Below are 14,717 nucleotides of genomic sequence, written 5' to 3'. Positions count from 1 at the left end.
GATTACTGCCCCGGGTGACTGGGCCGCGTGGCTACTCCCGGGGGAGTATGCGCGGGAACACGGCTCGGTGACAACTGAGTTGACGGCGGCGACAGAGGTTCAGGAGGAGGGCGTACGGGCCGATTCGAGCAGCCGGGCCGTGTCGTCGGCGCACAACTGCAAGGCACCGCCGACGATGGAGAGCACGTCGCGCTCCGCCGCGCTGTAGGGCCCGTCGGCCAGCGCGATCCGCGCGCCCTGGAGCAGGATCGACTCCCGGCCGGCGGCGGCGAGATGCGGGGACAGCGGCTCCAGCGCCTCGTGCAGCTCGATGGCGAGCGCCGCCCCGCAGGGTCCGGGGTCGAGCAGGAACCGGCCCGTGTCGGCGGCCAGCGCCTCCACCAGCTCCGTGAGCTGGTCCGCCGTACAGTCCTCGATCCCGGCCGCCCTGACCGTGCCGACCGCGATGTCGAGGACCGTACGGGAGGAGGTGCCGCCCGCGGCGAGGACGGCGAGCGCCACCGTATGCACGGCGTCGCGGAGCATCGCGGAGAAGCGGACGGTGGTGGGGTGGTCGAGGATGTCGGTGCCGAAGTGGCCGTGGCAGGCGGCGCATTCGATGACCGGGCCGGCGGCGCCGCGCGGTACCAGCGGCACGCCGAGCACGGCGAAGCGGCGACGGCCGGTGCGTCGGCGGTAGTTGCGGTCACCGCCGCAGTCGGGGCAGAAGAACTCCCCGTCCCCGATGGTGTTCCACGCGGTGTGAATGCCGCAGATGCGCAGTTTCCTGCCGTACGTTCCCTGGCCTGGCAGCACGTCGCGCACCTCCATAACGCTTCGGCAACTTTGCCGCATTGACGTGATGTTAACCACAGCAACGATGCGGCGTCATTACCCCGGCGTGAGGTCGCCACGACATGGCCGAACCCCGCCCACCGTAAGAGGTGGACGGGGTCCCGGTTCTGCCGGTAAACGCTGAGGTCAGCGCGTTGCGCGGTTCACCGCGGAGACAACGGCCTTCAGTGAGGCACGCGTGGTGTTGGCGTCAATGCCGATACCCCACAGCACCTTTCCGTCGATCGCGCACTCGATGTACGAGGCGGCCTGCGCGCTCGCGCCCTCGCTCATGGTGTGCTCCGAGTAGTCCAGCAGCCGGGCGTCGACCCCGACTGCGGCCAGCGCGGCGAAGAAGGCCGAAATCGGCCCGTTGCCGGAGCCGGTGAGTACGGTGTCCGCGCCGTCCACGACGGCTTCCACGGTGAGGGTGTCCGTGCCGTCGTTGTCGGTGGTGCTCTGACCGGAGCGCAGTTGGATCCGACCCCAGCGGGCGTCGGAGTCGTCCGCGTTGGGCAGATACTCGTCCTCGAAGGCCGCCCAGATCTGCTTCGGCGTGACCTCGCCGCCCTCGGTGTCCGTCTTCGCCTGGATGATCCGCGAGAACTCGATCTGCATCCGGCGCGGCAGGTCCAGCTTGTGGTCGTTCTTCAGTACGTAGGCGATGCCGCCCTTGCCGGACTGCGAGTTGACCCGGATGACCGCCTCGTACGAACGGCCCACGTCCTTGGGGTCGATCGGCAGATACGGCACGGCCCACACCAGATCATCGACCGTCCTGCCCTGCGCGGCGGCGTCCGCCTCCATGGCGTCGAAGCCCTTCTTGATGGCGTCCTGGTGGGAGCCGGAGAAGGAGGTGTAGACGAGGTCGCCCGCGTAGGGGTGGCGCGGGTGGATCTCCATCTGGTTGCAGTACTCGCTGGTGCGGCGGATCTCGTCGATCTGCGAGAAGTCGATCTGCGGGTCGACACCCTGGGAGAACAGGTTCATGCCCAGGGTCACCAGGTCGACGTTGCCGGTGCGCTCGCCCTGGCCGAACAGACAGCCCTCGATCCGGTCGGCCCCGGCCATGAGCGCCAGCTCGGCGGCGGCGACGGCGGTGCCGCGGTCGTTGTGCGGGTGGACGGAGAGACACACGTGCTCACGGCGCGACAGATTCCGTGACATCCACTCGAAGCGGTCGGCGTGCGTGGACGGCGTGGAGCGCTCGACGGTGGCCGGCAGGTTGAGGATGATCTCGCGGCCCTCCTCGGGCTGCCAGACGTCCATGACGCCCTCGCAGACCTCCAGGGCGAAGTCCAGCTCGGTGTCGGTGAAGATCTCCGGGCTGTACTGGTAGCCGAAGACGGTCTCCGGGCCGAGGATCTTCTCGGCGTACTCGGAGACCAGCCGCGTACCGTCCACGGCGATCTGCCTGACCTGCTCACGGGTGCCCCGGAAGACGACGCGGCGGAAGGTGGGGGCGGTGGCGTTGTACAGGTGGACGGTGGCGCGGTGGGCGCCGACGAGCGACTGGACGGTGCGCTCGATCAGCTCCTCGCGGGCCTGCGTCAGGACGGAGATGGTCACGTCCTCGGGGATGGCGCCTTCTTCGATGATCGACCGCACGAAGGCGAAGTCGGTCTCGCCGGACGACGGGAAACCGACCTCGATCTCCTTGTAGCCCATGCGCACCAGCAGATCGAACATCTCGCGCTTGCGGGCGGGCGACATGGGGTCGATCAGAGCCTGGTTGCCGTCGCGCAGATCGGTGGAGAGCCAGCGGGGCGCCTGGGTGATGCGGTTGTCCGGCCAGGTGCGGTCGGGGATGTCCACGGCCTCGTAGCGGCCGTACTTGTGGATCGGCATCCCGGAGGGCCGCTGGGTGTGCGTGGCGTTGGTGACGGGGGTGGGACGGCCGACGGATCCGGCTACCGCGGGGTCGGACATGCGCTCAGACATTGCGTTGGGCTCCTCGTGTGTCCGCTGGGACGGCCGACGGGGCGGGAACACCGCATCACCAGACTCCGCGGGGAGGGGGTCGGCCTACGACTACAGACCCTCGCCGCGGCAGCTAAGGAGAAGCAGCCCGAAACGCATGATGCGCCGCAGCCTAGCCGAGCCGCGCGGTGCGCGCGGGGCCGTATCAGTATGCGGGATCACCGGGGGTATGGGTCAAATGCCCACAAAAGCGTGAGATTGCCCTCAGAAACCGAGCTTGCGGAGCTGCTTGGGGTCGCGCTGCCAGTCCTTTGCGACCTTGACGTGCAGGTCCAGGAAGACCGGCGTGCCCAGCAGCGCCTCGATGTGCTTGCGGGACTTCGTCCCGACCTCCTTGAGCCGCTTGCCCTTGGGGCCGATGATGATCCCCTTCTGGCTCGGCCGCTCGATGTAGACGTTCGCGTGGATGTCCAGCAGCGGCTTGTCCGCCGGCCGGTCCTCGCGCGGCAGCATCTCCTCGACCACGACCGCGATCGAGTGCGGCAGCTCGTCCCGTACGCCTTCGAGCGCGGCCTCGCGGATCAGCTCGGCCACCATGACCATCTCGGGCTCGTCGGTGAGGTCGCCCTCCGGGTAGAGCGGCGGGCTCTCGGGCAGCAGCGGGACCAGCAGATCGGCGACCAGCTCCACCTGGTCACCGCTGACGGCCGAGACCGGGACGATCTCCGCCCACTCGAAGCCCAGCTCCTTGCCGAGCTGGTCGATCGCGATCAGTTGCTCCGCCAGGACACGGGAGTCGACCAGGTCGGTCTTGGTGACGAGCGCGACCTTCGGCGTCTTGCGGATCCCGGCCAGCTCCTTGGCGATGAAGCGGTCACCGGGGCCGAGCTTCTGGTCGGCGGGCACACAGAAACCGATGACGTCGACCTCGGCCCAGGTGGTCCGTACGACGTCGTTCAGCCGCTCACCGAGCAGTGTGCGCGGTTTGTGCAGGCCGGGGGTGTCGACCAGGATGAGCTGCGCCTCGGGCCGGTGCACGATGCCGCGCACCGTGTGCCGTGTGGTCTGCGGCCGGCTGGAGGTGATCGCCACCTTCTGGCCGACCAGAGCGTTCGTGAGGGTGGACTTGCCCGCGTTGGGGCGACCGACGAAACAGGCGAAACCGGCCCGGTGGGGGGCTTCGGACGGTTCGGCGGAAGTCTCGGGAGACGAAGGGGTACGAGCGCTCATGGCGCCCATTCTCCCCGATGGTCCCGCCGTCGCCGACCAGTCGGCCCGCGGGAAGGCCCCGCGGGCGCCTCAGCCGGCCTTCACGGTTCCCCGCACACTCCCGTCCGGAGCGGCCAGCAGCACGGGTGTCGCGGGCCCGCCGAGATCCCGTACGGCGGCCCGGTCCTCGTCACTGACGGCGTCGGCCTCGGTGACGACGGCGGCGGCCTCCAGCGAGGTGGCCCCGCTCGCGACGGCCATGGCGACGGCGGTCCGCAGCGCGCTGAGCTTGAGGGAGTCGAGGTCGACGCTCCCGGCGACATAGGTCCGCCCGGTCTCGTCCCGCACGGCGGCCCCCTCGGGCACCCCGTTCCGGGCGCGCGTGCTGCGGGCCAGGGTGATGATCTTTCGGTCCTCGGGATCGAGGTCGGTGCTCTGCGTCATGGGCCCGAGCATAGAGATCCCCCGCACCGAGGGGCACTACGCGTCGAAGTCGTACTCGAGGACGTACGCCGCCGAGTCGAGGATCATCTCGTTGACCTCGACCGCCCGCCCGTCGGAGGTGAACGCCGTGCGGCAGATCAGCATGACGGGTGTCCCGGCGGACAGGCTCAACCGCGTCGACTCGTCCTGGGACGGCATGCGCGAGCGGACCTCCTCCCTGAAGTGCGCCGGTTCATGGCCGAGTTCGGCGAGGCGGGCGTAGATGCCGCCGGGCCCGGTGTCCTCCCGTGTGATCGCGGACCCCGCGACGAGAGCGGCGGGCAGGTGGCTCACCGCCAGCAGAACCGGCTTCCCGTCGAGAACGAAGCGCCGACTCCGTACGCACACGGCGTCGTCCGGGGCGAGGCCCAGCAGGTGCGCGACCCGCTCCGGCGCGGTCTCCTCGGTCACGGCGATCTGATCGACAACGAGGTCGCGGTCCTCGACATCCGCCGCCCAGATCGACCGACCGGCGCCCCACTGCTCCCCCGACAACCGCTGAATCCCGCGCCGCCTGAGCGGCCGAAACGCCCGCACGAACACACCGGCCCCCTTGCGCGACTCGGTGAGCCCTTCGCTCCGCAGCACCCCGAGCGCCTGCCGCGCGGTCATGCGCGCCACGCCGTGGGCGGCCATGAGGTCGTTCTCACCAGGCAGGCGCGCCCCGGGCCCGTACTCACCGGCCCGAATCGCCTCCCGCAGCGCATCGGCGATACGCCGGTACTTCGGCTGCCCCTCGCCGTCCTTGGTCGCCATGCGTCGACACCCTTCCGTCTTCTCTAGACAGCCTAAGTCACACCCGTAACAGCGCACCCGAACCTCGAAACCTCTCTAGACATCTCATTGACATCGCAGGCCTCGGTGAGATCCAATCAAGATGTCTAGAGAGGTTGTGCGCTGCGATGAAGCGTCAGAAGCCACCGTCGAACACCGGCCACCGGCAAGCCGGCCCTGTGCCGTACATCACCCGCTGGAGCGCGGAGCAGACTCCCGGCATACGCGTCGTCGCGAAGAACGGCGGCATCGGCTACGCGGACGAGCGACCGTACGACCGGGACACGAACGACATCCTGTGGACGCGAGTTCCCTCGCTTCCCGGCAAGGGCCGACCCGAGTTCGGCAAGGTGCACGCGCTGCGCCAACGGCGAGCCATGGAGGCGCTGCTGTGCCAGGTCTGTGCCCGCCCCGCCGACCGGACAGGCGACGGCGCGCTGTGGATGCTGGGCGAGAGCCCCGACCAACCTGGCGGCTCCGGGGCGGAGTTCGACGGACTCATCACAGCCCAGCCGCCGCTCTGCGCACCCTGCGCCGTGAAGTCTGCCCAGGTATGCCCGCATCTACGTCGGCGGTGCACCGTCCTGCGGGCGCACTCGTTCGACCTGGTCGGAGTACGAGGAGCCCTCTACCGTCCGGCTCTACCGGCCCCCATCCCTTGGAACGCGGCGGGCGTGGGCTTCGGCGACCCCCGCATCCGCTGGATCCGCGCTGGGCAGTCGCTCATGCGGCTGAGCGGGACCGTCGTCGTCGACCTCGCCGCCCCACAGGCGAGCCCTGGCACACGGAGCGCACCCCCCGCCTGACGGAGCGTGGACCATCCTGTAACCGGCTTGACACGAGAGCTAAAGATCACATGAACGGCGTCCCAACAAAGCATGAAATACCCATGTCTTCTAGCTTTTGATCTCGGGTATCGTCCCGTTCCACGCGGCCCGGTCACCTGACCCAGGACCGGTGCCGTCGGGGGAGAGCGCTTGCCGGGCTCCCAGGGGCAGGTTGTCCGAGCAAACGAGGAAGAAGGTCATGAAGCGCATACTCATACGCTCTGGTAAGAGCCCGTTCCACGTCGCCAGTCAGCAGGAGTTCATCCAGAAGGACCTGATCGGCACGAACTCGGGAAATCTGCTCTTCAGCGACGCCGCGCACAAGATCCTGCTCACCGAGCGGACCGAAGTGACGTCCAACGGGATCGGTACCGTCTCGACACCGGAGCGGGCGCGGCAGATCAATGAGGATTACGACGTCTTCGTCATCCCGCTGGCCAACGCCTTCCGAACGTCCTTCAAGCCCAATCTGAACAGGCTCGCCGCCCTCATCGAGCAACTCACCATCCCCGTCGTGGTCGTCGGGGTCGGCGCCCAGGTGCCCGAGGACTACGACGTCGCCAGACTCGCTCCCATCGAGTCCGCGGTCAAACGGTTCGTCAAGGCCGTCCTGGAGAGATCCGCCTCCATCGGCGTACGCGGTGAGCTGACCGCGTCCTATCTGGAGCGGCTCGGGTTCAAACGGCACACCGACATCATCGGCTGTCCGTCGATGTTCCTGCACGGCGACACCTTCCCCACCCCCCGGGACCCGGGCACGCTCGACGCCCACTCCCGGGTCGTGATCAACATGTCGCCGGGCGCGATAGCCGTCGGCGACATGGAGGGTTTGGCCCACCACGCGCTCGAGCGCTTCCCGCACCTGCGTTACTACGCGCAGAACATCGCCGACGCCGAAGTCCTCTTCTGGGGCGACACCTCCGCCGTGACCGGCCCCAAGACCCGCTTCCCCCGCCGGTTGACCCACCCGCTGTTCCAGCAGAACCGGGTCAGGGTCCCGCTGGATCCCAAGACATGGATGGACGAGCTGTCGACGTACGACTTCGTCTACGGCACCCGCATCCACGGCAACATCGCCCCCCTTCTCGCCGGCACCCCCAGCGTCGTGCTCGTCCATGACTCGCGGACCCTGGAGCTGTGCCGCTACTTCGGCATTCCGCACCGGATGCTCAGCGCCACACCCGCCGACATCCATCCGCAGGAGCTGTACGACCAGGCCGACTTCAGCGAGATGCTGAACGGACACAAGGAACGCTTCGACCGCTTCGTCGGCTTCCTCGACAAGAACGGTCTGGAGAACACCTTCACGCACGGCGACGGCGGCGCCGCCTTCGACCTGCGGCTCGGCGCGCTCGACCTGCCGCCGTCGCTCGGTGTGTGGGACGGCACCGACGACGGCTCGCTGCAGTACCGCTTCAGCCGACTGTACGAGCGCGGCAACGTCGCCGACCGCCGTATCGACGCCCTCACCAAGAAGAACGCCGAACTCCAGAACAAGCTCGTCGCCATGGAACGGCGGCTGTCCGACCTGGAGAAGGGCTCGCCGCTGCGGATAGGTCCCGCCGTACGGCGTCAGGTACGCCGCAGGCTGCGGCCCAACAACTGACGCGCGCCCGCCGGACGGGGCCTAGTGATCTGGTTCGGAGATGCGTGAGCAGTAGCGGCAGATGCGGTCGAGGATCTGGTCGGCGGTCTTGGTCCACTTGAACGGCTGGGCATCGTCGTTCCAGATCTTGATCCAGTTTTCGAGTGCGGCCTTGAGGTCGTCGAGGGAGCAGAACACACCGCGTTCGAGGCAGCGTCGTTCCAGCTCGGCGAACCACCGCTCGACCTGGTTGATCCATGACGAGTAGGTGGGGGTGAAGTGCAGGTGGAAGCGGGGGTGCGCGAGCAGCCACTTGTGCACCACCGGTGCTTTGTGGGCGGAGAGGTTGTCGCAGATCACGTGGACCGCCAGGCCAGGTTCCGTCTGGCGGTCGATCTCGTCGAGGAAGTCGCGGAAGTCGACGGCCCGGTGCTGCGCGGCGAGTTTCGTGATCACCTTGCCGGTCGCGGTGTTCAGGGCGGCGAACAGGTCGACGGTGCCGTGCCGGACGTAGTCGAAACTCCGCCGCTCGGGCACTCCCGGAATCATGGGCAGCACCGGCGCGGTCCGTTCAAGGGCTTGGATCTGCGGCTTCTCGTCCACCGCGAAGACAGCCGCGTTGGCCGGCGGGGCGAGACAGAGGCCGACGACGTCACGGACCTTGTCGATCAGGAACGGATCCGGGGAGATCTTGAAGGTCTCGGTCCGCCACGGCTGCAGACCGAAAGCGTGCCAGATCCGCAGCACACTCGCGGGGGAGATCCCCACGACCTTCGCCAGTTCCCGCTTCGACCAGTGCGTCCCGCCCGGTGGTGTCTCCTCCAGGGTGCGGACCACCACCTCTTCGACCTGGGCATCGGTGATGGTCCGCGGTACCCCGGGGCGCGGTTCGTCCGCGAGCCCGTCGAGCCGGTCGCGCAGGAACCGGGTCCGCCATTTCGCGACCGTGCCCCGGTTCACCCCCAGCCGGGCCGCGACCGCCAGGTTCGGCCCGCCCTCCGCGCACGCCAGCACGATCCGCGCCCGCAGGGCCAGACCCTGCGCGGTCGTCCGGCGCTTGACCCACATACTCAACACCTGCCGCTCGGCCTCGCTCAGGACCAACGGCTCCAGCCTGCTGTCACCCACAACCGACAGCAGACCGAAGCCCACCGGCACCCGTCAGCCGAACCCGCGAATTGGTGCGCAAAGCGACTCACGTGGTGCCCAACGAACTCACAACCAGATCACTAGGGCCGGTCCAGCCGAAGGCGCTCCGTCTTCGGCAGACCGGCCACCACCAGGTCGTAACTGTCCTCGATCAGCTCACGCACCGTCCGCGCGGGCAGCCCGGCGACCGTGACCGTGTTCCAGTGCCGCTTGTTGAGGTGCCATCCGGGGACGATCTCCGGGTGGGCCGCGCGCAGTTGGATCGCCTGGTCCGGATCGCACTTGAGGGAGACCGTCAACGGCTCGGCGTCCAGGGCCGTGAGCGCGAACATCTTCCCCACGACCTTGAAGACCGAACTCTCCGGGCCGAAGGGGAACTCCTCCGTCGCCGCGTTGAACTCCAGGCAGAACGCCCGCAGTTCGTCCCGCGACAGCGAGCCCCCGGCCGAGCCCCCGGCAGCGACGCTCATCGCGCCACCGGCCCCTCCGCCGGCTCCGCGAGCACCGTCACGATCTTGTTCCGCCGGCCCGCGGGGGACTCCGCCGTCAGCCGCAGCGTGCGCCCGTCCGGCAGCTCCACCAGCGCGCTGGCCCCGGCGATCGGCACCCGGCCCAGCGCCTTCGCGAGCAGGCCGCCGACCGTCTCCACGTCCTCGTCGTCGAACTCGTCCAGCCCGTACAGCTCCCCGAGATCGCCGATGTCGAGCCGGGCCGTGACCCGGTAGGAGTCGGTGCCCGCCTCCTCGACGGGCGGCAGCTCACGGTCGTACTCGTCCGTGATCTCGCCGACGATCTCCTCCAGGATGTCCTCGATCGTCACGATGCCGGCCGTGCCGCCGTACTCGTCGATCACGACCGCGACGTGATTGCGCTCCTGCTGCATCTCGCGCAGCAGATCGCCCGCGTTCTTCGTGTCCGGCACGAACGCCGCCGGGCGCATCGCCGTGGAGACCAGATCGGCCTCGGAGTCGCGGTTGATGTGCGTCTTCCTGACGAGGTCCTTGAGATAGACGATGCCGACCATGTCGTCCTCGTTCTCCCCCGTGACCGGGATCCGGGAGAAGCCCGAGCGCAGCGCCAGCGTCAGCGCCTGGCGGATCGTCTTGTAGCGCTCGATGCAGACCAGGTCCGTACGCGGCACCATGACCTCCCGCACCAGCGTGTCGCCCAGCTCGAAGACCGAGTGCACCATCCGGCGCTCGTCGTCCTCGATCAGCGACTCCTGCTCGGCCAGGTCCACCATCGCCCGCAGCTCGGCCTCGCTCGCGAACGGTCCCTTGCGGAAGCCCTTGCCCGGTGTGAGCGCGTTGCCCAGCAGGATCAGCAACTGCGGGACCGGCCCCATGATCCGGGCCAGCGGCAGCAGCACGTACGCCGCGGCGGTCGCCGTGTTCAGCGGGTGCTGGCGGCCGATGGTGCGCGGCGAGACGCCGACCGCGACGTAGCTCACCAGGACCATCACGCCGATCGCGACGAGCAGCGCCGCCCATGTCTCGCCGAACTCCTCCAGGCAGACGTACGTGACCAGCACCCCGGCAGCCATCTCGCACGCGACGCGCACCAGCAGCGCCACGTTCAGATACCGGGTCGGGTCGGCGGCGATCTGCGCCAGCTTGTCGGCGCCGCGCCGCCCGGAGCGCTCGGCCTCGGCGGCGCGGAAGGTGGAGACACGGGCGAGCCCCGCCTCGGCGCAGGCCGCCAGCCAGGCGACGACGACCAGCGCGACCGCCCCGATGATCAGTTGCGTGATCACGAGACGGTCGGCGCGGGAGAGGGACCGGTGAGGCCCTGCTCGGCCCGCCAGCCGTCCACGATGGCCGCCTGGAGGCCGAACATCTCGGCCTTCTCGTCCGGCTCCTCGTGGTCGTACCCGAGGAGGTGCAGCACGCCGTGGACGGTGAGGAGTTGAAGCTCCTCGTCCATGGAGTGCCGCGTCGGCGCTTCCTCGCCCTGGGTCTTCGCGACCTCCGGGCACAGGACGACGTCACCGAGGAGCCCCTGCGGGGGCTCCTCGTCGTCCTTCACCGGTGGACGCAGCTCGTCCATCGGGAAGGACATGACGTCGGTCGGACCGGGGAGGTCCATCCACTGCATGTGCAACTGCTCCATGGCGGCGGAGTCCACCACGATCACCGAAAGCTCGGAGAGGGGGTGGATACGCATCCGGGTGAGCGCGTAGCGGGCGGCCCCGAGGATCGCCTGCTCGTCGACCTCGGTGCCTGACTCGTTGTTGACGTCGATCGACATGGTGCGGTGTGACTCTCCCGGATAGATGCCGCCGGCTGGATGCCGCTGGGCCGCGAGGTGCCGGCTCAGCCGTGCTGTTCGTTGCCGTTGCGGCTGTCGTACTGCTCGTAGGCGTCGACGATACGGCCGACGAGCTTGTGCCGGACGACATCCTCAGAGGTGAGCCGGGAGAAGTGCACGTCCTCGACGTCGTGCAGGATGTCCTGGACCTGGCGCAGCCCGCTTTTCGTACCACCGGGGAGGTCGACCTGGGTGACATCGCCGGTGATGACGATCTTCGAGTCGAAGCCGAGCCGGGTCAGGAACATCTTCATCTGCTGCGAGCTGGTGTTCTGCGCCTCGTCGAGGATGATGAACGCGTCATTCAGGGTGCGGCCACGCATATAGGCCAGCGGCGCGACCTCGATCGTGCCCGCCGCCATCAGGCGCGGGATCGAGTCGGGGTCGAGCATGTCGTGCAGCGCGTCGTAGAGGGGGCGCAGATACGGGTCGATCTTCTCGTACAGCGTGCCGGGCAGAAAGCCGAGCCGCTCCCCCGCCTCCACCGCGGGCCTGGTCAGGATGATCCTGGTGACCTGCTTGGACTGGAGGGCCTGTACGGCCTTGGCCATGGCGAGATAGGTCTTGCCGGTGCCCGCCGGGCCGATGCCGAAGACGATCGTGTGCTTGTCGATCGCGTCCACATACCGCTTCTGGTTGAGCGTCTTGGGGCGGATCGTGCGGCCACGGCTGGAGACGATGTTCTGAGTGAGAACTTCGGCGGGGGTCTCAGGTCCGTCCGCGCCGCCGTTCTCGCTCGCCCTGAGCATGGCGATCGAGCGTTCCACTGCGTCCTCCGTCATCGGCTGACCGGTGCGGAGCACCAGCATCATCTCGTCGAACAGGCTCTGGATCAGCGCGACCTCGGCCGCGTCGCCCACGGCGCTGATCTGATTGCCCCGGACATGGATGTCGGCGGCCGGGAACGCCTTCTCGATCACGCGCAACAGCGAGTCACCGGAGCCCAGGATCGTCACCATCGGGTGCTTGGCGGGGATGGTGAAGTGGGCTCGCGCCTGACCGGGCGCGGGGGTACGGACTGTGGGTGACTGAGTCATGGGCCGGCACTGTGGCCTGCACATACCTCCCGTTGCGGGGTTCTCGCCGCTCGACAACCTCTGGGTACCAGCCTACGACTCCGCACTGACATCGCCGTAGGGCTTTTCCGCGCGCCTTTCCGTGGACCCCGCGGACGTTCGAGGAACGGGCGGCGGCCCCGGCCGGATCGGACGATCCGGCCGGGGCCGCTCACACCGCGTAGCGGGTCGGTGCCCGCCGGTTCCGCTACTTCTTCCCGGTCTCCAGCGCGCCGGCCATCGCGGGCGGCTGGTTCTTCGTACCGAGGCCCCACCGGCTGCTCGCGCCGTCGGTGGTGAGCTTGAAGTTCACCGTGCCGGCGGAGAGCAGGTCGTCGTGCGAGATCCAGCTACGGGCGGTCCTGTCGCCGTCGACGCTCAGTGTGTCGATGTACTGGATCGCCGACGCCTTGGCCCCCGGGGCGTTCAGGGTGAGCCTGGTGCCGTCGGGCTGTGTGATCACGGCCTTCGGGAACATCGGCGCGGAGAAGATGTAGTTGCCGGAGCCGGGCTGGGCCTCGAAGAAGCCCAGCATCGCGAACGCGCCCATCGCCGAGCTGGCACCGAGGTCGTCGTTGCCGGGGACGCCGTTGTACGTGTCGGTGTAGAGCGCCCGCTGGGCGCGGGTGACCGCGGACGTCTTCCAGGGGCTGTCCGTCCACGCGTACATCCACGGGGCGTGGAAGTCGGGCTCGTTGTTCGGGTTGAACTCGAAGTGGCCGTTGTAGTCGATCGGTCCGGTCACCCAGTGCTTGGTGGCCGCCGTCGAGACGTCCTCCTCGATCGCCGGGAAGGTGAAGAACGTGTCGAGCCGCTTCTCGGCCTCGTCGGCGCCGCCCATCAGCGCGAACAGTGCCTCGGGGTCCTGCTGGCCGAGCCATTGGTACTGCCAGGCGGTGCCTTCCTTGAAGCCCTTGCCGTTCACGACGGCGTCGGTCGGCACGAAGCTGCCGTCGGCGGCTCGGGCCTGCGGGAATCCGGTGTAGCCCTTGGATTCGATGTCCGCGTTCCAGATGTGTGTGAATTCGTCGCAGCGCGGGCGGAGTTGGTCGGCCTCCTTGTACTTGTGGAGACCCACGGCCATCGTGCCGAGCGCGCAGTCCGCGAGCGAGTATTCGAGACCGATGGAGGCGGACTCGTTCTGGCTCAGCTCGGCAGGAATGTAACCCTTGTCGAGATACTGCGGGTTGAATTCACGCGCCTTGATGTTGGTCGCCGGCGGCGGCACTTCGTTGACGTTCTTCCACAGCGCGTCGAAAAGCTTTCCGGCGAGTTTGTGGTCGAGCAGTCCGCGTGAATAGAGGGTGACGATGAACGGGGTGACGGGGTCACCGCTGGTGGCATTCGTCTCGGCCTGGCCGAGCGACCACCTCGGAACCCAGCCGCCCTGTTCGTAGATCGCCAGGATCGAACGGGCGATATCCGTCGCGCGTTCCGGTTCGAGAAGGGCGACGAGCTGATTCTGGGATCGGTACGTGTCCCACATGGACAGCATCTGGTAATAGTTCTCGCCCCGCGCGACCTTGTGCTTCTTTCCGTCGAAGCCCTGATAGGTGCCGTCCACGTCCTGGGCGACGGACGGGTGCAGCAGTCCGTGGTACAGCTCGGTGTAGAAGGTCTTCAGGTCCTCGGTGGAGTCACTGGAGACCCGTACGCTCCGAAGCTGCTCCTGCCACGCGTCATGGGCGTCGGCGCGCACGGTGTCGAAGGACTTCAGCTCGCCCTTGGAGCCCGTGGACAGTTCGGCGACGCGGTTCTTCTCCGCGCCCTCGACCGAGGTGTAGGAGACGCCGGTGTGGGTGACGATCGGCGCCTTGCCGCCGGGCGCGAAGGAGATCACGGCGCCGCCGGTGGCCGCCGTACGCCCGGCGACCGGGACCTTCTCGCCGCGGTTCCAGGTGGCGACGCCGGCGATCGGCTCGGAGAGGGTCATGCTGAAGTGCAGGGTGTAGCGGCTCGGGCGGTTGGGCCCGCAGAAGGATCCGCTCGTCACCGAACCCTGGATCTTGTCGCCGACGACCTTGACGTCACTGGCGAATGTCTGACCCCATACGTCCGTCACATTGACGATCAGCTTGCGGTCCCGCGCGCCCGTGTCGTAGGTGAAACGGTCCACGCCGGTGCGGGTGGTCGACGTCAACTCGGCCCGGATGTTGTTCTTCTCGAGCGTGACGCCGTAGTAGCCCGGCTTCGCCACCTCGGTGTCATGACTGAATTTCGACATGTTCGCCGACAGGGAAGTGTCGGTCACATCGCCCACGGTCGGCATCACACGGATCCAACTGCCCGCAGGACAGCCGATACCCGAGAGATGGACCTGACTGAATCCCGTCAGAGTGGTCGCGTCGTAGTTGTAGGCCGCGTTTCCCACATTCGTGTCAGGACTGTTCTGCACCATGCCGAAAGGCATCGACGCACCGGGGAACGTCATTCCCGAAGTGGTCGTTCCCACCATCGGGTTGACATAGGCCGTGGGGTCCGAGACCAAAGGCTGTGCGGCGCTGGCGGCAGGGGCTCCCAGCATGCCCGCCACCACCGCCGCCGCGACTGTTCCCACCGCCGCTCGCCAGCGCGTGCCGAATCTGGACATGTTGG

Annotated in this window: 13 protein-coding genes; 2 read left to right on the top strand and 11 right to left on the bottom strand. The window is 68.1% G+C overall.

Annotation, left to right across the window (positions count from 1 at the left end):
* Positions 1-99 precede the first annotated feature (99 nt).
* From OG329_RS30455 to OG329_RS30435, 5 genes are all read right to left on the bottom strand, one after another.
* On the bottom strand, positions 100-795 hold the full coding sequence (locus tag OG329_RS30455; RefSeq protein WP_405799595.1) for a TerB family tellurite resistance protein: 696 nt from the start codon (positions 793-795) through the stop codon (positions 100-102).
* A 165-nt stretch (positions 796-960) separates the two neighbouring features.
* Positions 961-2,754 (bottom strand): 2-isopropylmalate synthase, encoded by a 1,794-nt coding sequence (gene leuA, locus OG329_RS30450; RefSeq protein ID WP_405799594.1) that lies wholly within the window; start codon positions 2,752-2,754, stop codon positions 961-963.
* 243 nt (positions 2,755-2,997) lie between these two features.
* Complete coding sequence (gene era, locus OG329_RS30445; RefSeq protein ID WP_405799593.1) at positions 2,998-3,972, bottom strand: GTPase Era; 975 nt, start codon at positions 3,970-3,972, stop codon at positions 2,998-3,000.
* A 60-nt stretch (positions 3,973-4,032) separates the two neighbouring features.
* On the bottom strand, positions 4,033-4,386 hold the full coding sequence (locus OG329_RS30440; RefSeq protein ID WP_405799592.1) for a cytidine deaminase: 354 nt from the start codon (positions 4,384-4,386) through the stop codon (positions 4,033-4,035).
* 36 nt (positions 4,387-4,422) lie between these two features.
* Positions 4,423-5,181, bottom strand: a complete 759-nt coding sequence (locus tag OG329_RS30435; protein WP_405799591.1) for a GntR family transcriptional regulator — start codon at positions 5,179-5,181, stop codon at positions 4,423-4,425.
* A gap of 146 nt (positions 5,182-5,327) precedes the next feature.
* On the opposite strand from OG329_RS30435, the gene OG329_RS30430 reads away from it, so the two are divergent.
* Together OG329_RS30430 and OG329_RS30425 are read left to right on the top strand one after the other, a co-directional pair.
* The gene (locus OG329_RS30430) at positions 5,328-6,005 is read left to right on the top strand and encodes a hypothetical protein (protein WP_405799590.1); all 678 of its coding nucleotides are present in this window, start codon (positions 5,328-5,330) and stop codon (positions 6,003-6,005) included.
* A 220-nt stretch (positions 6,006-6,225) separates the two neighbouring features.
* Positions 6,226-7,632, top strand: a complete 1,407-nt coding sequence (locus OG329_RS30425) for a polysaccharide pyruvyl transferase family protein (protein ID WP_405799589.1) — start codon at positions 6,226-6,228, stop codon at positions 7,630-7,632.
* A 21-nt stretch (positions 7,633-7,653) separates the two neighbouring features.
* On the opposite strand, the gene OG329_RS30420 is transcribed toward OG329_RS30425, so the two are convergent.
* The 6 genes from OG329_RS30420 to OG329_RS30395 form a co-directional block, all read right to left on the bottom strand.
* A complete protein-coding gene (locus tag OG329_RS30420; RefSeq protein ID WP_405802099.1) occupies positions 7,654-8,679 on the bottom strand; it encodes an IS630 family transposase in 1,026 nt (341 codons plus the stop codon).
* 161 nt (positions 8,680-8,840) lie between these two features.
* On the bottom strand, positions 8,841-9,230 hold the full coding sequence (locus OG329_RS30415) for an MmcQ/YjbR family DNA-binding protein (protein ID WP_405799588.1): 390 nt from the start codon (positions 9,228-9,230) through the stop codon (positions 8,841-8,843).
* Entirely contained in the window at positions 9,227-10,513 is a 1,287-nt protein-coding gene (locus OG329_RS30410) for a hemolysin family protein (RefSeq protein ID WP_405799587.1), read from the bottom strand. The genes OG329_RS30415 and OG329_RS30410 overlap by 4 nt, the downstream gene beginning before the upstream one ends.
* On the bottom strand, positions 10,510-11,007 hold the full coding sequence (gene ybeY / locus OG329_RS30405) for an rRNA maturation RNase YbeY (protein WP_147872981.1): 498 nt from the start codon (positions 11,005-11,007) through the stop codon (positions 10,510-10,512). The genes OG329_RS30410 and ybeY overlap by 4 nt, the downstream gene beginning before the upstream one ends.
* Before the next feature lie 65 nt (positions 11,008-11,072).
* Entirely contained in the window at positions 11,073-12,104 is a 1,032-nt protein-coding gene (locus OG329_RS30400; RefSeq protein ID WP_405799586.1) for a PhoH family protein, read from the bottom strand.
* Positions 12,105-12,330: 226 nt separating this feature from the next.
* Entirely contained in the window at positions 12,331-14,712 is a 2,382-nt protein-coding gene (locus tag OG329_RS30395; RefSeq protein ID WP_405799585.1) for a GH92 family glycosyl hydrolase, read from the bottom strand.
* Positions 14,713-14,717: the final 5 nt, after the last annotated feature.

It is taken from the genome of Streptomyces sp. NBC_01506 (assembly GCF_045040295.1).
Classification (GTDB): Bacteria; Actinomycetota; Actinomycetes; order Streptomycetales; family Streptomycetaceae; genus Streptomyces.
Note: the sequence above shows the minus strand (reverse complement) of the source record. Positions and strands in the feature narration are given on the sequence as shown.